Origin of the sequence: Maricaulis sp. (genome assembly GCF_015665295.1) — a bacterium.
GTDB lineage: Bacteria > Pseudomonadota > Alphaproteobacteria > Caulobacterales > Maricaulaceae > Maricaulis.
Genome location: NZ_JADFAJ010000007.1, coordinates 113253 through 132177, shown reverse-complemented (window position 1 = coordinate 132177; position 18925 = coordinate 113253). Strand labels below are relative to the sequence as shown.

Annotated in this window: 16 protein-coding genes; 8 read left to right on the top strand and 8 right to left on the bottom strand. The window is 64.7% G+C overall.

Translation table 11 applies throughout. From position 1 onward, the window contains the following. Positions 1-10 precede the first annotated feature (10 nt). From lpxD to lpxB, 5 genes are read left to right on the top strand one after another with little or no spacing between them, the layout of a single operon-like run. Positions 11-1045 carry a UDP-3-O-(3-hydroxymyristoyl)glucosamine N-acyltransferase gene (gene lpxD / locus QZZ02_RS03910; protein WP_291842532.1) on the top strand — a complete coding sequence of 345 codons (1035 nt, stop codon included), beginning with the start codon at positions 11-13 and terminating at the stop codon, positions 1043-1045. Then, on the top strand, positions 1042-1497 hold the full coding sequence (gene fabZ / locus QZZ02_RS03905) for a 3-hydroxyacyl-ACP dehydratase FabZ (RefSeq protein WP_366511495.1): 456 nt from the start codon (positions 1042-1044) through the stop codon (positions 1495-1497). The genes lpxD and fabZ overlap by 4 nt, the downstream gene beginning before the upstream one ends. Then, positions 1494-2291, top strand: a complete 798-nt coding sequence (lpxA, locus tag QZZ02_RS03900; RefSeq protein ID WP_291842530.1) for an acyl-ACP--UDP-N-acetylglucosamine O-acyltransferase — start codon at positions 1494-1496, stop codon at positions 2289-2291. The genes fabZ and lpxA overlap by 4 nt, the downstream gene beginning before the upstream one ends. Continuing rightward, positions 2284-3126, top strand: coding sequence for a UDP-2,3-diacylglucosamine diphosphatase LpxI (gene lpxI / locus QZZ02_RS03895; protein WP_291842529.1), 843 nt, complete (start codon positions 2284-2286; stop codon positions 3124-3126). The genes lpxA and lpxI overlap by 8 nt, the downstream gene beginning before the upstream one ends. Beyond that, entirely contained in the window at positions 3123-4295 is a 1173-nt protein-coding gene (gene lpxB / locus QZZ02_RS03890; protein ID WP_291842528.1) for a lipid-A-disaccharide synthase, read from the top strand. The genes lpxI and lpxB overlap by 4 nt, the downstream gene beginning before the upstream one ends. A gap of 49 nt (positions 4296-4344) precedes the next feature. Here lpxB and gltA read toward each other — a convergent pair whose 3' ends face one another. Both gltA and gltX read right to left on the bottom strand, forming a co-directional pair. Continuing rightward, positions 4345-5649, bottom strand: coding sequence for a citrate synthase (gene gltA, locus QZZ02_RS03885; RefSeq protein WP_291842527.1), 1305 nt, complete (start codon positions 5647-5649; stop codon positions 4345-4347). 24 nt (positions 5650-5673) lie between these two features. Continuing rightward, positions 5674-7113 carry a glutamate--tRNA ligase gene (gene gltX / locus QZZ02_RS03880; RefSeq protein WP_366511490.1) on the bottom strand — a complete coding sequence of 480 codons (1440 nt, stop codon included), beginning with the start codon at positions 7111-7113 and terminating at the stop codon, positions 5674-5676. A gap of 70 nt (positions 7114-7183) precedes the next feature. Between gltX and QZZ02_RS03875 the strand changes: the two genes are divergently transcribed. After that, on the top strand, positions 7184-9271 hold the full coding sequence (locus QZZ02_RS03875; RefSeq protein WP_291842525.1) for a ComEC/Rec2 family competence protein: 2088 nt from the start codon (positions 7184-7186) through the stop codon (positions 9269-9271). 607 nt (positions 9272-9878) lie between these two features. Here the strand turns inward: QZZ02_RS03875 and lexA are convergent. From lexA to QZZ02_RS03855, 4 genes are all read right to left on the bottom strand, one after another. Continuing rightward, on the bottom strand, positions 9879-10577 hold the full coding sequence (lexA, locus tag QZZ02_RS03870; protein WP_291842524.1) for a transcriptional repressor LexA: 699 nt from the start codon (positions 10575-10577) through the stop codon (positions 9879-9881). A 96-nt stretch (positions 10578-10673) separates the two neighbouring features. Continuing rightward, the gene (gene trpC / locus QZZ02_RS03865; protein WP_366511494.1) at positions 10674-11471 is read right to left on the bottom strand and encodes an indole-3-glycerol phosphate synthase TrpC; all 798 of its coding nucleotides are present in this window, start codon (positions 11469-11471) and stop codon (positions 10674-10676) included. 12 nt (positions 11472-11483) lie between these two features. After that, complete coding sequence (gene trpD, locus QZZ02_RS03860) at positions 11484-12503, bottom strand: anthranilate phosphoribosyltransferase (protein ID WP_291842522.1); 1020 nt, start codon at positions 12501-12503, stop codon at positions 11484-11486. A 296-nt stretch (positions 12504-12799) separates the two neighbouring features. Then, positions 12800-13390 (bottom strand): aminodeoxychorismate/anthranilate synthase component II, encoded by a 591-nt coding sequence (locus QZZ02_RS03855; protein ID WP_291842521.1) that lies wholly within the window; start codon positions 13388-13390, stop codon positions 12800-12802. Between the two features lie 99 nt (positions 13391-13489). Here QZZ02_RS03855 and QZZ02_RS03850 point away from each other — a divergent pair, with 99 nt between their 5' ends. Continuing rightward, positions 13490-14521, top strand: a complete 1032-nt coding sequence (locus QZZ02_RS03850) for a divergent polysaccharide deacetylase family protein (protein WP_291842520.1) — start codon at positions 13490-13492, stop codon at positions 14519-14521. 1 nt (position 14522) lies between these two features. On the opposite strand, the gene trpE is transcribed toward QZZ02_RS03850, so the two are convergent. Together trpE and QZZ02_RS03840 are read right to left on the bottom strand one after the other, a co-directional pair. Next, positions 14523-16019 carry an anthranilate synthase component I gene (gene trpE, locus QZZ02_RS03845; protein WP_291842518.1) on the bottom strand — a complete coding sequence of 499 codons (1497 nt, stop codon included), beginning with the start codon at positions 16017-16019 and terminating at the stop codon, positions 14523-14525. Next, positions 16016-17947, bottom strand: a complete 1932-nt coding sequence (locus QZZ02_RS03840; RefSeq protein ID WP_291842517.1) for a peptidylprolyl isomerase — start codon at positions 17945-17947, stop codon at positions 16016-16018. The genes trpE and QZZ02_RS03840 overlap by 4 nt, the downstream gene beginning before the upstream one ends. A 175-nt stretch (positions 17948-18122) precedes the next feature. Between QZZ02_RS03840 and tpiA the strand changes: the two genes are divergently transcribed. Further along, positions 18123-18872, top strand: a complete 750-nt coding sequence (gene tpiA, locus QZZ02_RS03835) for a triose-phosphate isomerase (RefSeq protein WP_291842516.1) — start codon at positions 18123-18125, stop codon at positions 18870-18872. The last annotated feature ends 53 nt before the right edge of the window (positions 18873-18925 follow it).

Below are 18925 nucleotides of genomic sequence, written 5' to 3'. Positions count from 1 at the left end.
GGGGGAGAGTGTGGCGGATCCGCGTTTCTACGATCGGCTTGGCCCGCTGACCCTGCAAGAGATCGCCGCGCTTTCGGGTGCGGCGATTTCTGATTCTGCGGACGCCGGCGCGCAGGTCACGCATGTTGCCCCGCTCGGCGAGGGTGGGGCTGGTACACTGTGCTATGCTGAAACAGGCAAGCATTTCGCCGGCGCGCCGTCGGGTGCGCTCAACGGTGTAGCCATTCTCTGTGCCGCAGACGCCGCCGAGGCGGCGGCGGGACTGGGCGCCCGGGTGCTTGTCCACACGGCGCCCCGCACAGGCTTCGCACGGGTGCTGCCGCACCTGTTCGCCTTGCGCGGCTTCGAGCCGGACACTTTCATCCATCCGAATGCCCGGATTGACGCCAGCGCGCGGCTCGCCGCGGGGGTCGTGATCGGTGAGGGGGCTGTTATCGGCGCGGAATGTGTGATCGGGCCGCACAGCGTCATCGGACCGGGCTGCCGGCTTGGCGCCGGCACCCGCCTGGCCGCACGGGTCAGCCTTCTGTGCACAGATCTTGGCGAAGGCTGCAACATTCTTGCGGGAGCCGTGATTGGCGAGGATGGCTTTGGCGTTGCAATATCTGATGGAATTAACACTGATATCCTGCACTTGGGGAGCGTAGTGATCGGTCGGGACGTCACCATTGGTGCCAATACGGCGATTGATCGCGGCCTGTTTGGCGCGACCCTGATCGGCGATGGCAGCAAGCTCGATAATCTCTGTCATGTCGCCCATAACTCCCGCATCGGTGCCCAGGTGGTGATGGCGGGCTATACCGGGCTGGCTGGCAGCGCCGTGATCGGTGACCGCGCGGTTCTCGCGGGCCGCGTGGGGGTTTATGATCATGTCCGGATCGGTGAGGGAGCGACTGTGGGCGCCAATTCGGCAGCGTCACGCAACGTACCTGCCGGAGAGTTCTGGGTTGGCAATCCGGCCCAGCCCCTGCGCCAGCACATGCGAGAGCTGGCAGAGCTCCGCCGGCTGGTGAAGTCCGGCAAAAAGCCCTCGAAGAAAGGCTGAAAAGCGTGTCAGAACGCATCGAAAACGCGGAAATCCAGACCCTGCTTCCGCATCGCTACCCCTTCTTGCTGATTGATGCTGCGGAAGATTACGTCGCCGGCCAATCGATTGTGGGCATCAAGGGCGTGACCTTCAACGAGCCGTTCTTCCCGGGCCATTTCCCCGGAAATCCGGTGATGCCCGGCGTCCTGATGATCGAGGCCATGGCCCAGGCCGGTGCCGTGCTCATGTACAAGACACTCGGCGCCTCCCCGGACAGCGCGACCGTGTTCTTCATGGGTGCGGACAAGGTTCGTTTCCGGGCGCCGGTTCGTCCCGGAATGCTGCTGCGAATGCCGGTCACGGTGACCGCCGCGCGTCACGGCGTGTTCAAATTCAAGGGCGAGGTCTGGGCCGATGGCAAACGTGCCGTCCAGGCTGAATTCTCTGCCAAGGCTATCGAGACTCCATGACCCAGCCTGTTCAAGTCCACCCGACCGCCATCGTTGATCCGGCTGCGCGGATCGGTGAGGGGGTCGAGATCGGCCCGTTCTGCATTGTCGGCCCCAAAGTCGTGCTGAAGGATCGGGTGCGGGTTATCTCGCACGTCACAATTGCCGGCAATACGACGCTCGGCGAGGATTGCGTGCTCTATCCCGGTGCCCAGATCGGCCACCCGCCGCAGGACTTCAAATACCAGGGTGAGGATACGGAACTCATCATCGGCCAGCGCAATATCCTGCGCGAGAATGTCACCATGCATCCTGGCACGACGTTCGCGCGCGGCCGGACGGTGGTGGGCAATGATGGCTACTTCATGGTCGGCGCACATGTGGCGCATGACTGCATCGTAGGCGACCGGGTCGTGTTCGCCAATTGTGCGGCGATCGGCGGTGAAACCGAGATCGCCGACCACGTCATCCTTGGCGGCTATGCCGGCATTCACCAGAAAAGCCGGATCGGACGGCATGCTTTTGTCGGCGCGATGGCCATGGTGACAGCGGATGTCATCCCCTATGGCTCGGTCATCGGCAATCACGCCCATCTCGCCGGGCTCAATGTGGTTGGCCTGAAGCGGCGCGGCATGCCGCGCGAAACGCTGCGCGAGCTGCGCGCGGCCTACCGTTTGCTGTTCGCCCAGGAAGGCACGTTCGACGAGCGCGTCGATGATGTTGCCCAGCTCTATTCCGGGAACGCCCCGATCGCGGAAATCATCGATTTCATCCGCGCCGATGCCAAGCGTTCCATCTGCATGCCGGATGACTGAGCCGGGCTGGAGAAAGCTGGGCCTTCTGGCTGGTGGCGGGGATCTGCCGCTGGAAATCCTCAGGGCCCAGACCGACCGGGACGTTTTCGTCGTTGTCCTGCGCGGCTTTGCGGATCGGGACTATGCCGGCCACGAGCAAACCAGCCGCTCGGTCGGCGAGATTGGCGGGATAATCAAGGATCTCCGCGCCGCGGGCTGTGATGCGGTCTGCTTTGCCGGCTATGTCTCCCGTCCCGATGTTTCCGCCCTCAAGATGGACGCGCGTGGCCTCATCATGGTGCCGCGGGCGCTGGCTGCCGGACGCAAGGGCGATGACGCGGTGATCCGTGTCGTGGTTGAAGAGTTCGAGCGGGCCGGCTTTGCCGTTGTCGGTGCCGACAGCCTGATCGGGCAGGGCGGACTGCCGGCCGGCGTCATTGGAGACCCCGGGCTCGTCGAGACGCATCGCGAGGATGCTGACAAGGCCATGCTCATTGCTGCGGAGATCGGTCGGCTCGATATCGGACAGGGGGCCGTTGTCGCCGGCGGGATTGTGCTGGCCGTGGAAGCGCAGGAAGGGACCAATGCCATGCTCGAGCGTGTTGCGGGTCTCTCCGAGGTGCTGCGCGGTTCACCGAGCAATCGCAAGGGCGTGCTCGCCAAACGCCCCAAACCGATTCAGGAACGCCGGGTCGACCTGCCGACCATCGGCATCGACACCGTCGAACGCTGCGCCCGGGCGGGGCTGGCCGGTATCGTGCTCGAGGCTGATGGCGCCTTGATCGTGGATCGCGATGGCGTTGAAGCCGCATTGGACAGCCATGGTCTCTTCGTCCTGATCGAGGTGCGGGCATGACCTCGCCGCACGTCTTCCTCGTTGCCGCTGAGCGCTCCGGTGATCTGCTTGGCGCCGGACTGGCCCGCGAACTGCGCACGCTGACCGATGGCGCGGTCCTGCTGTCCGGTATCGGGGGCAGCGCCATGGCGGAACAGGGCATTGTCTCGGCCATGCCGATCGACGGACTCAATATTCTCGGCTGGATTGACGGGCTGCGCGCCTACAAGCGCGTCAAGGCCGCTGTGGCGACGGCAGTCGAGGCGATCATTGCGGCGCGGCCGGACACGGTTGTCCTGATCGATTCCTGGGGCTTCACCCTGCGCGTGGCGCGCGGTGTTCGGGCGATTGATCCGGGCATTCGCCTCGTGAAATATGTCGGCCCGCAAGTCTTCGCGACCCGGCCTGGCCGGGCCGAGGTGCTGGCGGCGTCCGTCGATGAATTGCTGACCATACTCAATTTCGACGGTCCTTATTATCAACCGCATGGCTTGCCCGTTACCTTTGTCGGCAATCCGACGCTGGAGCGCCTGCCGACCGGAGATGGTGCAGCCTTTCGTGCACGCCACGGCATCGAGGCGGAGAAACAGGTGCTGGTCGTGCTTCCCGGCAGCCGGCCGTCCGAGATTCGCCGCATGGCGGGCCCTTTTGTAAAGGCGCTGCAGCGCCTGACAGAGCGCTATCCCGACCTCCGTCTGGTTTTGCCGGTGGCTGATCCGGTTGCCGGTCAGGTCGACGCGGTGATTGCCGCGAATCCGGTGCTGAAGACCGCCATCCGGGTTGGCGAGGATGAAAAGGCCGATGCGTTTGCGGCAGCGGATGTCGCGCTGGCCTGCTCCGGCACGGTGGTGACCGAATTGGCGACAGCGGGTGTGCCGACGGTGGCGAGCTACAAGCTCGGCTGGATCACCTGGGGGCTGGTGCGCGCGTTCAACCTGTTGAAGACGCCGCATATCTCGCTGGTCAACATCGCCGCCAATGCCCGCATCATCCCGGAAGTCATCCAGCTGGCCTGTACCGGCGACAATCTCGCCGCCGCCGTCGAGCCCTTGCTGGACAGTGGAGAAAGGCGGGCCGAGATGTCGACCCGGCTGAAGGCCGTGACGGCTGAGCTCCGCGGTACGGGGCAGGCGAGTCGCCGTGCGGCTGAAGCGGTTCTCGCCGGTATCGGGTTCAATCCCGCCCCATGAAAAAAGGCCGCCCCACCGGGCGGCCTTTTCCGTTTGGTCGGTGGCGAATCTAGCGCTTGGACAGGTCGATGTAATCGCGCGGCGTTGCACCGGTGAAGAGCTGGCGCGGACGGCCGATCTTCTGGGACGGATCCTCGATCATTTCCGACCATTGCGCGATCCAGCCGACCGTGCGCGCCAGGGCGAACAGCACCGTGAACATCTCGGTCGGAAAGCCCATCGCCTTCAGCGTGATGCCCGAATAGAAGTCGATATTCGGATAGAGCTTCTTTTCGACGAAATACGGGTCTTCCAGCGCAATGCGCTCGAGTTCCATGGCGACCTGCAGGGTCGGGTCGTTGCGCACGCCCAGCACGTCGAGAACTTCGTGGCAGGTGTCGCGCATGACCTTGGCGCGCGGATCGTAATTCTTGTAGACGCGGTGACCGAAGCCCATCAGGCGGAACGGGTCCGACTTGTCCTTGGCGCGACGGACATATTCCGGAATCTTGTCGACGGAACCGATCTCGTTGAGCATGTTCAGCGCGGCTTCATTGGCGCCGCCATGAGCCGGACCCCACAGCGAAGCGATGCCGGCTGCGATGCAGGCGAACGGATTGGCACCCGACGAACCGGCCAGGCGGACGGTCGAGGTCGAGGCGTTCTGCTCGTGATCGGCGTGCAAGATGAAGATCTTGTCCATCGCCTTGGCGAGCACAGCATTGCTTTCATAGTCTTCGGCCGGAACGGCGAAACACATGCGCAGGAAATTGGCAGCGTAGTCGAGTTCGTTGCGCGGGCTGATGAAAGGCTGGCCGATCGCGTATTTGAACGCACGGGCCGCAATCGTCGGCATTTTCGCAATCATGCGGTGGCTGGCAATGGTGCGGGCCGCCGGATCATTGATGTCGGTCGAGTCGTGATAGAAGGCCGACAGCGCGCCGACCGTGCCGACCATGATTGCCATCGGGTGGGCGTCGCGACGGAAGCCGCGGAAGAACTGGTCGAACTGGTCGTGCAGCATGGAGTGACGGCGGATGGTCCAGTCAAAGGTCTCCAGCTCGTCCTTGGACGGCAGATTGCCATTCATCAACAGATAGCAGACTTCGATGAAATTCGAATTGTCTGCCAACTGGTCAATCGGATAACCGCGATAGAGCAGGGTGCCGTCATCGCCGTCGATATAGGTGATCTGGCTCTCGCAACTCGCGGTCGAGGTGAAGCCGGGATCATAGGTGAACATGCCGGTCTCGGCGTACAGCTTGCGGATGTCGATCACATCCGGGCCGATCTCGCCGCTGTACACCGGCAGTTCCAGCGATTTGCCATTGTAGTTGAGCGTGGCCGATCCGTTCGGCTTGGCTTTGTTTTCCATCACGTCATCCCCATGGTTCGCAGGTTACGCGGGCGCAACCGGCGTCATCTGATCCTTGATACGGTCCAGCGTCTCGTCACGACCGATGAAGGTCATGACCAGGGCCAGATCGGGAGCGGGTGCTCCGCCGGTCAGGGCTGCTCGCAGCGGCTGACCGATTTTGCCGAAACCGACATTCTCGGCTTCGGCGAATTCCTTGAGCGCATCGGACAAAGCCGCCTCTGTCCAGGCATCCAAATCGCCGAGATGCGTGAACAGGCGGTAAAGCCGGTCGCGGGCGTCGTCATCCTTGAGCGGTTTGGCCGCCTTGCCTTCGAGCCGGAACGGCCGCGGCCGCAGCAGGAAATAGCTCTGTGTAGCCAGCTCTTCCAGTGTCGAGGCGCGGGTCTTGAGCACCGGCATCGCCGCGGTCAGGCGTTCACGCGTGATATCGGCATCCGCGATGCGCGCTTCAAGGGTATCGAGGAAAGGCGTCACCAGCTCGACCAGCCGGGCATTTTCGGCCTGGCTGATATGGTAGGCATTGATGTGGTTAAGCTTGTCCAGGTCCATTCGGGCCGGTGCCTTGTTGAGGCCGCCCAGATTGAAGGCGGCGACCGCCTCGGCGTCAGAGAAAAGTTCCTGGTCGCCATGCGACCAGCCCAGCCGCAAGAGATAATTGCGCAGGCCTTCGGGCAGATAGCCCATGTCGCGATAAGCTTCGGCGCCGAGCGCGCCATGGCGTTTGGAAAGCTTTTTGCCGTCCTGGCCATGGATCAGCGGCACATGCGCGAAGACCGGGCGCTCCCAGCCCATCGCATCATAGATCTGGCTCTGGCGGCCGCCATTCACCAGGTGATCATCACCGCGCACGATATGGGTGATTTCCATGTCGTGATCATCGACCACCACGGCAAGATTATAGGTTGGCGAACCGTCCGAGCGCAGCAGGATGAGATCGTCAAACTCCTTGGCCGCCCAGCGCACCGTGCCCTGGACAGCGTCCTCGAGCACGACATCACTGTCCGGCGCCCTGAAACGCACCGTGAAGGGCTGGTCGACCGGACCGTCAGCCGCATCGCGATCACGCCAGGGCGAACGCAGGGCGCGGCCGGCGGCGAAGGCTTCGTCGCGCAGGGCCTGGACCTCGTCGGGCGTGCACCAGCATTTGAAGGCATGACCCTTGCCGAGCAGGTCATAGGCGATCTCGGCATGGCGGTCGGCGCGTTCGAACTGAGAGATGGCGTCGCCATCCCAGTCGAGACCGAGCCAGCCGAGGCCGTCAAGAATGGCGTCGATGGCGGCTTGGGTCGAACGCGCGCGATCGGTATCCTCGATGCGCAGCAGGAATTGGCCGCCATGGTGGCGGGCGAACAGCCAGTTGAACAGCGCGGTGCGCGCCCCGCCGATATGGAGGAAGCCTGTTGGAGAGGGAGCGAAGCGCGTTCGGATCATCTTATCGTTGTTTTGCAATTGCGAATTCATGCTGCACTGCGAGAAAGAGGAACCGTGTTAGCATGAATATCAGCTTTTGCGATAGACCGTAGGCTGCTTCATGCTTCAACCTGACGCAATCCTGCCGCAGCGGGTGGCAAGAAACCCGGATCAACCGGTCAATCGCGTTGATCCGCTTGCAGATTTCAGCCCGGCCGTTCTCGTCAGCCTGGGCGCGATCATCGGCTGTGCGGCGGTCTTTTCAGGGGCTTGTCCGAGCGGCTGGCGTCTCGTTTCGAGCTTTTTGCTGGCAGCGTTCCTTGCTTTTGGTCTCGCACGCTTTTCCCCTGGCCGACGAATCTTCCTGCGCCGGCTGGCCGCAATGATGACCGTGATCCTGCTCGCAGCGGCGGCCCTTGCCTGGCGCGCAACAAGTCACGAGGCCGCCCATCACGACCGGACACCGATCGCGGACGGCCAGCGTGCCGTCGAGCTGACCGGTTGGCTGGAGGCCATTGATCGCAGCGCCAGCGGTCGGCAAAGACTGCTGGTCCGCCTGGTGCAGGACGCGAACGATCCGCGGGCGCGACGGGTTCGGGTGCTGGGCAATGCTGCCTCCATCCGTCCCGGCGATCCGATCAGCCTGCGGGCGGTGCTCGCAGCGCCTCGCCCGGCCGCCATACCGGGCGGCTATGACTTCGCCTTTCACGCCGCCTTCCGGGACATTGTTGCAACCGGCTATGCCATTGCGCCGGCGGACGCCGGACCCGAACTCGAACAGGATGAATTGGCGCGGGCGATTGCCCGCCTGCGGGCTGACATGTCCGGCCATATCCGTGGCCGTATGGCGGACCGGCCGGGCGCGCTGGCCGCGGCACTGCTGACCGGCGACCGTGCCCATATCGATCCCGGTGATGTCGACGCCCTGCGCCGCTCGGGGCTGGGGCATGTCCTGGCGATATCCGGCATGCACATGGCCCTGCTGGCGGGCGGTGTCTTTTTTGCGGTGCGATTGGGGTTTTCGGCAATCTCGCCTTGGGCGAGGCGCCATGATGCAGCGGTGCCGGCGGCCTGGGTGGCGCTGGTCTTTGCGGCCGGATATCTCCTGCTGTCCGGCGCGGCTATCCCGACCCAGCGCGCCTTCATCATGACGGTTTCAGTGCTGGGGGCCGTTATTCTCGGCCGTCGCGCCTTGTCCCTTCACACGCTCGCCCTGGCTGTCACGGCGGTTCTGGTGATGCAGCCTCAGGCCGTGGTGACGCCGGGGTTTCAGATGTCCTTTTCAGCGGCGGCAGCCCTGATCACGGCTGCCCGGGTCTGGCAGGCGGGTTCCGACCGTCAGGCGCGAAATGGTGTTCTGGCTCAGATCCGGCTCTTCTTTGGCGGACTGGGCACGACCAGCCTGGTCGCCGGGACAGCGACCGCTGGCTTCGCTGCCTTTCACTTCCATCGGATCGCCAGTTTTGGCCTGGCCGGAAACCTCCTCGTCATGCCGATCTTCTCAACCGTGGTGATGCCTGCCGGTGTGCTGGGACTGGTCCTGATCCCGCTCGGCCTTGATGGCCTGCCTTTTGCGCTGATGGAGTGGGGCCTGTCGGTCATGCTCGACCTCGCGCACCGGGTCGCGGACTGGCCGGGAGCCCAGCGTCATCTGCCAGCCGCGCCGGGTCTGGTTCTGGCGATCTTCTCTGCCGGTTTTGTCCTGACGCTTCTGGTTCGTGGCCGGTGGCGCGCCTCCGGCGCCGCCCTGATTGCCGTGGCGCTGGCTGGCTGGGCGGTCCTGCCGCAACCAAACCTGTTCATCTCGGATACGGGCCTCATCCTGGCGCGGGACGAGACGGGGCAATGGGTGGTCAGCGACCGGCGACGCTCGCGCTTTGCGGCCCGGGTCTTCCTGGAGGCCCGGGCTGTGGCTCAGCCGGCGCCTGCAGTGTGGGACGCCCGTTGCGACGGGCAGGGCTGCAGTGCGCGGCTGGGCGGCCTGCGCGTAACCCGCCTGCTTGCCCTTGATGACTGGCAGACCGATTGCGCCCGCGCCGACCTGATCATCGCGGACATGCGCGTGCCACCACCTGTCGAGCAGCAATGCGGTGCCGACATTATCGACACCGATGTGCTCGAACGGACCGGTAGCCAGTCGCTGTATCTGCGGCAGGGCGAAATCGTGTCGGTCCGGCATGCCCGCCCGGCCCCGCGCCAGGGCTCCTGAGGGCAAGACAATGCGGTCTGGAGACGGGCCCGGTGTGCGCGCTTCGGTCTGATGGGGAATGGCGGTCCGGACGCGTGCGAACGGCTCCGGCAAAAGCGGAAGGGGTGCATCATCCGGGTCACCCTGTCCCGTGCCATTGTGAGATCACACACTTTGATCACACAGCATGACCAGACTGCATGATCACACTGGATGTTCACACTGTGTTGTGCGGGCCCATCATGTGGTCTCACAAGCCCGCAACGACCACGCAAAGCGGACGGCAAGAATTGGCCGGCCCAAATTGGTTGGCGCAAATTGGTTGGCACAAAGCGGAAGGCACACAGCGGACGGCGCAAACTGGTCGGCTGAAACCGGTCGGCGCAGATTCAACGCTGCAGGCTGGCCGGCGGCACCAAGCCGACACAGCGGGTCGCAGGAATGGATTCCCGGACATGCCGCAGCGGGCACAGAGCGTGTTGAGGCCCTGGGCGCACTCCTGAGGGCTCGGTCGATGGCGTCCGCTGCAGCGGACGCTGCGCCAAGTCCAAATCGGCGCCAAGTCCAAATCGGCGCCAAGTCCAAATCGACGCCAAGGCCAAATCCGTGCCAGCGCCGTTGATCTGCCTCAGTGATAGCGGCGGATCAGTCCGACCAGACGGCCCTGCACCTTGACCCGATCCGGGCCGAAAATGCGGGTTTCATATTCCGGATTGGCCGCTTCCAGGGCGATCGACCCGCCTTTCTTGCGCAGCCGTTTGAGCGTGGCTTCCTCATCATCCACCAGGGCGACGACAATATCGCCGGACTCGGCCGACTGGCATCGCCGGATGAGGACGGTGTCGCCATCCATGATGCCGGCCTCGATCATGGAATCACCCTTGACCTCGAGCGCGAAATGCTCGCCGCCCATGACCATGTCAGCCGGGACGGGCACACGGTCGGTTTCATGCTGGATGGCCGAAATCGGAACACCGGCCGCGATCCGCCCGAGAATCGGGACATCGACGGTTGTCTCGCGCGGACTTTCGTCCGGTTTGGCAAAATTGCCGCGTACGACATTGGGACCAAGATTGCCTTGCGGCACGGCCGGTGACCCGGCTGCGGCAGCCGACTCGGGAAGCTTCAGCACCTCAAGCGCCCGCGCTCGATGGGCGAGTCGGCGAATGAAGCCGCGCTCTTCCAGCGCCGTGATCAGGCGGTGCACGCCGGATTTGGAGGCGAGTTGCAGGGCGCCCTTCATCTCGTCGAAAGAGGGCGAGACCCCGGTATCCTTGATGCGTTGATGAATGAAGAGCAGCAGCTCGTTCTGTTTCCGCGTCAGCAAGGCAACCCCCTTGTTCCCATTCCCGGAATCAGGTGCAACCCGCCGGGAACAAATCATGAATAGGTGGGTTTGTTCTACAAGTGTTCTGAAAACGCGTCAAGCGGCGGCCGATCGACCCATGAGGGCTCGGGTCGCGGCGGTGACATCGTGCTGCCGCATCAGGCTTTCGCCGACGAGGAGGGCGCGCGCACCGGCCTGCTTCAGGCGTCGCGCGTCATCGGCGGTGAATATCCCGCTTTCCGCGACAAGCAGGCGGTCGTCACCGACCATGGGCGCAAGGGCATCGAATGTGTCCAGTGATGTCTCGAATGTCCGCAGATTGCGATTGTTGACGCCCAGGAGTGGTGCATCCAGGGCCAGCGCCCGTTCCATTTCCGGCGCGTCATGCACTTCGACCAACACGTCGAGCGACCACTGCGCCGCCTCCTCGATCAGCGCGCGGGCCGTGTCATCGTCGACGGCGGCCATGATGACCAGGATGGCGTCCGCACCAAGCAGGCGGGCTTCGGCGACCTGATAGCGGTCATACATGAAGTCCTTGCGCAGGGCCGGCAGGGAGACCGCGGCGCGAGCCTCGGTGAGGAAATGATCGGCACCCTGGAAGCTTGGCGTGTCGGTCAGGACGGACAGGCAGGTCGCGCCGCCCAGCTCGTAGGCCCGGGCGAGGGCGGGCGGATCGAAATCGGCGCGGATCAGTCCTTTCGAAGGGCTCGCCTTCTTGATCTCGGCGATCAGGCCGAGACTATCGGGCGCCGCAGAAAGCGCGGCAGCGAAACCTCGGACCGGCGCGGCATCACGTGCAGCGGCGGCAATGTCGGCATAGGGCCGCGCCTGCTTGCAGGCCTCGATATGGTCGCGCTTGTAAGCGCCGATCCGGGCCAGCGTGTCGGGAATACCGGTCATGGATCAGGCCTCCGCGTGCGAGATGGCGACCATGCGCGCGAGCGCGGCCTTCGCCGAGCCGTCATCGATGGCGGCCTCGGCAAGCCGCGTGCCGGCGGCAATGCTGTCGGCTCGTCCGGCAAGCAGGAGGGCTGCGCCGGCATTGAGCGCGGCAATGTCGCGGAAGGCACCGGATGCACCGTCGAGCAGGTCGCGAATGGCCTGGGCATTGAGCTGCGGCGAGCCGCCTTGCAGGGCTTCGGCGGATGCGAGCGGCAGGCCGGCTTCTTCCGGGTGGAAGCTGTATTCACGGATTTCGCCATCACGCAGCTCCGCGATGTGGGAGCGACCGGTTGTCGTCAACTCGTCCATCCCGTCCTCGCCGCACATCAGGAGGGCGTGTTCGCAGCCCAGATTGCGCAGCGCCTCGGCCATCGGCACGAGCCAGCGCCTGTCATAAACGCCGAGCAATTGCCGTTTGACACCAGCCGGGTTGGACAGGGGGCCAAGCAGGTTGAACACGGTGCGTACGCCAAGCGTCTGCCGGGCCGGACCGACATGGCGGACCGCTGCGTGGTGCGCCGGTGCGAAGAGAAAGCCGACGCGGGCCTCGGTGAGGGCCCGCTCCACAGCTTGCGGCGGGCAATCAAGTCTGACGCCAAGCTGGGCGAGGACGTCGGACGATCCGGATTTCGACGAGGCGGCGCGATTGCCATGCTTGGCGACAATGGCACCGGCGCCGGCCGCGATAATGGCCGCAGCGGTGGAGATGTTCCACGCGCCCTTGCCGTCGCCGCCGGTACCGCAGGTGTCGATCGCGCCTTCCGGCGCGGTGATCCGTGTCATCCGGCTGCGCATGGCACGGGCGCCGGCCGCGATGTCGACCGGGCGTTCGCCAAGCGCGGCGAGGCCGATCAGAAAACCACCGATCGCGGCATCGGCAACATCGCCGGACATGAGCTCGTCAAAGGCACCCGCAATGGCGGCGTCCTCAGGATAACTGCCGCGCGAGAAAGCGTTGAGGCACAAGGAAATGTTTTGCATTGTCAGTCGTTTCGCCAGCTATATTCAAGTCCGGCCCAAAGCCGGTCGGCCATCAGCCCGGGGGCCGTCAGGAGGCGGTCATGCGCCATCGACGGGTGCCGCGCCATCGGCGGTCCGGCTGAGCGTATCGAACGCGCGTCGCCTGCGCCATGCCGGCCGGGCCGACCGCACGGGCCGGGAAAGACGAACATGAAACGGTCGAAGACGGCATACCTGTCACCGGGTTGAACAAAGCGAACCCCCGGGACGTAGCGCGAGGCTGCGGGCAATTCAACGCTCTCGGGCGGCGGTTTGTCTCAGGCCGCCCGGGCGCGGGGCAGGCCGGTGAGGTCGAGGAAGTTGGCCAGCAGGGCGTGGCCGTGCTCCGAGGCGATCGATTCCGGATGGAACTGGACGCCATGGACCGGCCGGGTCCGGTGCGCCAGCCCCATGATCTCGCCATCGGCGGTATGGGCGGTGGCGACCAGCATGTCGGGCAGGCTTTCCGGGCGCACCGCAAGGGAATGATAGCGCGTGGCCGTGAACGGGCTGGGAAGTCCGGCAAACAGCCCGGTCCCGTCATGCGCCACCGGGCTTGTTTTGCCGTGCATGATGGTCTTGGCCGAGATCACTTCACCGCCGAACGCCTGTCCGATCGACTGGTGACCCAGGCAGACACCCAGAATGGGCAGATCATCCGGTGCCGTGGCGATGAGATCGAGGCAGATACCGGCCTTGTCAGGCGCGCACGGGCCGGGCGAAAGCACAATTCCGCTCGGCTTCAGCGCCAGCGCTTCAGCCACACTCAAAGCGTCATTGCGCACGACCTTGGTCCGTGCCCCCAATTCCTGGAAATAGTGGACCAGGTTGAAGGTGAAGCTGTCGTAATTGTCGATGATCAGCAGCATGCGGCTCTCCTTGCCGGAAAAGCTAGTCGCCGGACCCGGTTTCGCCAATCCCGCAAGCGCATTAACGCCTGATTAACCAGGCTCGCGCGAGCTGGTGTCATGACCCGACTTTCCCCGACACCGCTCAAGGCGCGCCACTCCGCCATTCCGGCTTTGGCCGGTGCGTTGGCGGCTGCCGCTTATCTGCTTGGCGCAATTGTCTTTTCGATCGCAAGCAAGGGCGGTTTTCCGATGCCGGCCATGGCGTCCGCCGACGCCCCGGCCCAGCATCAGGGCGTGCGGGTCAGCCGCGCCCGCAACTTTGATTCGCTCGATTTGCCCGTGGTCGGCGGACAAACCGCCGCGCTGGCGACACCGATTGATGTGGCTTCATCAAATATGAGCCCGGTCCTCCCCGAATCCGCAGTGCCTTCAACGGACCCGAGGCGGCGCCCGCAAATTGTCCTGGTGATCGATGATGCCGGGCTGGATGTTGCTGCCGCCGAGCGTGTCATTGCGCTGCCGGTTCGACTCACCCTGGCCATCCTGCCCTATGCCGAAGCGTCTGGGCCGCTCGCCGTGCGGGCCCGGGCCAGCGGACATGACGTCCTGCTTCACATGCCGATGGAGCCGGTTGGTCTGGCCGATCCGGGGCCCAATGCCCTGCGGATCGGGCTCAGCGATGCCGACCTGCAGGCGCGCATGCGCTGGGCGATGGCACAGGTGCCGGGCGCGATCGGCCTCAACAATCACATGGGCAGCCGTTTTACCGCCGACCCGCGCGCCCTGCGCGTCGCGCTCGCGGCGATCAGCCATGAGAATCCGCTCTTCCTCGACAGCCTGACGACGGCGGCGAGCCGCGGCGGGGCAGTCGCGTCCGGTCTGGGTCTGCGATCGATCGAGCGCGATATCTTCCTGGATCACGATCTCGATACGGTTTCCATCCGGGCGCGTCTCGACGAGGCCGTCGCGCTCGCCCGCGAGAACGGGTTCGCCGTTGTGATCGGACATCCACACACGCTGACGCTGGAAACTCTGGAGGCCTGGCTGGCCGAACCGGGGCGCTCGGACCTCGACTTTGTCACGGCCGGTGAGCTGGCGGACCAGCTTCACATGGCCGAGCCCGGCCTGCAGGCGTCACTGTCTGAATAGATCAGTGGCCGAGTGAATCACTCGCCGCACGGAACAGGGCTTCTGCCTTGTTGACCGTCTCGACACGTTCCGACTCCGGATCACTGTCAAGCACGACGCCGGCACCCGCCTGGACATGCATCCGGCCATCCTTGAACACCGCCGTGCGCAATGCGATCGCCGTATCCATCCCGCCATCGGCGCTGAAATAGCCGACGGCGCCGGCATAGACACCGCGACGATGCGGTTCGAGCTCGTCGATGATTTCCATGGCCCGCACTTTCGGGGCGCCGGACACGGTCCCGGCCGGAAAACCGGCGAACAGGGCCGAGACGACATCTTCCTGCGCCGCCAGATCGCCCTCGACATTGGAGACGATGTGCATGACATGGCTGTAGCGCTCGACGATCTCGCGCGCGGTGATGCGGACACTGCCCGGTTTTGCGATCCGGCCGACATCATTGCGCCCAAGATCGAGCAGCATCAGGTGTTCCGAACGTTCCTTGGGGTCGGCCAGCAAGTCCGCTTCCAAGGCGTCGTCCTCGGCTGGCGTGCGACCGCGCGGGCGGGTGCCGGCAATCGGGCGGATCGTCACGACATCATCGCGCAGCCGGACCAGGATCTCCGGGCTCGATCCCACCACTTCAAACCCGTCAAAGCGGAAAAAGAAGAGGAAGGGCGAGGGGTTGAGGCGTCGCAGCGAGCGATAGAGCCAGAACGGGTCGGCCGGATAATCGGCCGAGAAACGCTGGCTGGGCACAACCTGAAAGGCGTCGCCGGCGCGGATATAGGCACGCGCCGCGTCCACGGCCTGGCGGTAGGCGTCCTCGCTCTGATTGGACTGACGCGTGCCGAGCCGGCCGACCGGCGGCGTTTGCTCGGGCGTGACGCCGGCCAGTTTTTGCAGGGTTGTCTGCAGGCGCTCGACGGCGGCATCATAGGCTTCGCGGGCGGAATACTCGCCCGGGCGGACCGGGCAATAGACCTGGATTTCCTGCTTCAGCGCGTCGAAGACGACCATGGTCTGCGGCCGCAGCAGGATTGATTCCGGCAGGTCGAGCGGATCCGGCGCGGCGCCTGCGGGCAGGCGCTCGAGATAGCGCACCATGTCATAGCCGACATAGCCGAACAGGCCGGAGGCCAGCGGCGGTGCGTCATCGGGCAGGGGGCAGTGGGCGGCCTCGATCACGTCGCGCAGGGCGGTCATCGGGTCGGTACCGATCGGCGTGAAGTGGCGCGTCGCGACATCCATGCCACGTGCCTCGCTGGCGACGCCATCGCGGCATTGCCACATCAGGTCCGGATCGAGCCCGATCGCCGAGTATCGGCCGCGCCAGGCGCCGCCCTCGACTGATTCGAGCAGGAAGGTATTGGCCTGGTCCGCCGCCAGCCGAAGATAGGCGGCCACCGGCGTCAGCAGGTCGTCGACACGCCGGGCCTGGATGACACAGGTCTCACCGCGCTCCAGACGCGCGGCGACCGTCGCAAAGTCAGGCGAGATCGGCGCGTGCGGCGTCATTGTGGCGAGCTGGGATCAGTCTCGCCGATGGCCAGCGAATAGAGACGGTTGTCGATCGACGCATCGGTAATGCCATAGTCGCGCAGCAGGAATTCCCGGGTCGCGAAAATCACGTCATTGCCGAGTTCATCCGACAGGTCGCGCTCGATCCCCGCCAGGTCAGCTGCCGGTGCGGTCGCGATATTGGCAGGCAGGATTTCGTCGACCGTGAGGATGAGATAGCGGCCTTCCGCAACCGGCAGCAACTGGTACTCGCCCGGCGACATCGTGAAGGCTGCCGACACCGCAGCGCGGGTGAAGCCGCCTGCAGTCTGGCCACGAATGAGGGTTGAGCTCTCTGTGCGGCCGCCGGCGGTCAGTGAAACGAGTTCGAGGTCGTCACCGGCTTCGAGTTGTGCGAGTGCATCCTCGGCACGGGCCTGAAGCTGCGTGTCGACCTGGATGGCGCGCCAGCGGTTTTCAGCCTGCTCGCGCACTTCGTCGAGTTCGAACGGTCGGCTCGGCACGATCGTGTCGACCCGCAAGGTGAAGAAATCCGTCTCGTTGTAAGAGCGCAGATCGATGGCAAAACCCTCGACCTGTTCGAAGGCGACCGGCAGGATTTCCGGAGCCAGCGACTGGTAACGCTCCGGGTCAAACTGCAGGCTCTCGTCAAAGGAGTTCTGGGCCAGTGGCTGGAAAATCTCCAGCGGCGTGCCGGTGCTTTCGGCGGCCGCTTCCAGCGAGGCGCCATCGGCACGGGCCGCTTCGAAAGCCGAGATGGCGGCATACATGTCATCCATCGCCTGGGCCCGCGCAGCTTCGGCCTGCAGGGCCTCGCGCTCGTCCTCAAAGCTCGGGATGGTGGCGTCTTCCGCGAAGGTGACAACGACCGCGCTCCATCCGAAACGCCCCTCGACCGCGCGGGTTTCGTCCTGGGTCATGGCGAAAATCGTATCGGCCAGCTGGGTGTCCGGCACTTCATGGCGCTGGACATTGTCCTGCACCAGCGGTGTCTCGAGGCCGAGGTCGAGGGCGACGGCCTGCGGCGTCTCGCCGTTTGCGAGACGATCTGCAGCGGCCTCGGCGCTGGCCTGATCCGGTGTAGTCAGTTGGGTGAAGCTGCGCAGGGCAGGCGTTCCGATCTGGTTGGTCTCGACCTGGTAGTCATACGTCTCGCGCAGCACCGTCTCGTCGATGGCGACATCGCGGATGAAATCATCGAGCTGGAAGCGGACCAGGGTGATGCCGCGGAATTCCGGGCGGGTGAAGAGCGGCTGGCCATTCTGTCCCGGAGTCTCGGCGACGAATGCCTGCAATTCCGCTTCGGTTGGATCGGCAATCTCGTCGGCCGTCGAGGCGTCGAGAATGAGCGCCGACATACGGCGCTGCTCCTGGGCGACAAGATAGCGCGTTGCGGCAATCTGGTCCGGCACATCGGCAAGGCCGGCCAGCGTGCGGATCAGCTGTGTGCGCAGCAGATCGCCTTCGATGTCATTGGCAAACTGGTCTTCCGTAATCCCGACCCGCTGCAGGGCCGAGCGCATCGTGTCCGGGTCGAAGCGTTCGGTGACCGGATTGCGGAATGCCGGAATCTCCGCGGCCTCACGAACAATTGCGGCGTCCGAGATTTCCAGTCCGAGGTCATGGGCCCGGGCGGCGAGAGCGGCAAAGGTGATCTGTTGTTGCAGGACCTGGCTGGCAACGCCTTCCTCGCGCGCCATCTCGCGCGTGATGTCCGGATTCTGCTGCTGCAGGCGTGTCACTTCGCGTTCGAAGGCCGTGGCCAGTTCGCGTTGGCTGACCTGCTCATTGCCGACCACGACGACGGCGGTGCCGCTGCCGGTGAAGATGCCGCCGGCTCCGGTCATGGCAAAGGCCAGGACCAGCAGGACGATGATGATGAGCGCGAGAGGCGACTGGGCGAAGGACCGGAAATTGGACAGCATGAGACCGAAATGCCTTTTGGAAACGTGGCGCGGAAGGTAACGGCGCGCTATGGGCCTCGCAAGCGCGAGGGGCGGTTGTCCTGCGATTGTGGCTTCGCACCGTTGCCGATGCCCGATTTGATCATTACTCCTTCCGCCTCATCAGGGGTCAGGACGGGCCGGTCGGGGAGGCAAGATGACACGCCAGACACTCATCGCGGGAAACTGGAAAATGCACGGGCTCACGGGAGCACTCGGCTTTTTCTCCGAGATTGCGCCGGTCGCGGCGCAAAGCCCGGCAACCGTGCTGGTCTGTCCGCCTTCGACCCTCGTGCACCAGGCCGCCCGGGCCTGCGAGGGGACGGCGATTCGCATCGGGGGGCAGGATTGTCATGCCGCTCGCAGCGGCGCCCATACCGGCGATGTATCGGCTGACATGTTGCGCGATGCCGGCGCGTCCCACGTGATCGTCGGGCATTCCGAGCGCCGTGCGGATCATGGCGAAAGCGACGCCGATGTCCGCGCCAAGGCCGATGCCGCCCTGGCGGCCGGGCTTGTGCCGGTGATCTGTGTTGGCGAAACCCGCGCCGAACGCGAGGCGGGGCGCGAGGTTGAGGTCGTGGCGCGCCAATTGGCCGCCTCCCTGCCGCAAAATCAGACCGGGGTGGATTTGGTCATAGCGTATGAGCCTGTATGGGCGATCGGGACCGGATTGACCGCCTCGATCAATGATGTGGCGCGCATGCATGCGGCCTTGCGGGAGCGCCTGCCAGACCCGCTAACTACCTGTATTCTTTATGGCGGTTCGGTGAAGCCGGACAATGCTTCCGACCTGCTTGGACTGGCCGATGTCGATGGCGCCCTCGTCGGGGGGGCAAGCCTCAACGCGACTGATTTTGCAGCCATAATCAAGGCGGCAAGCCTCAAAAGCGAACTAGTGCGGTAAGTGGATCGAAACCTATTTGCGGGACACTCCAACGCTGAACTCGTCATTCGCCG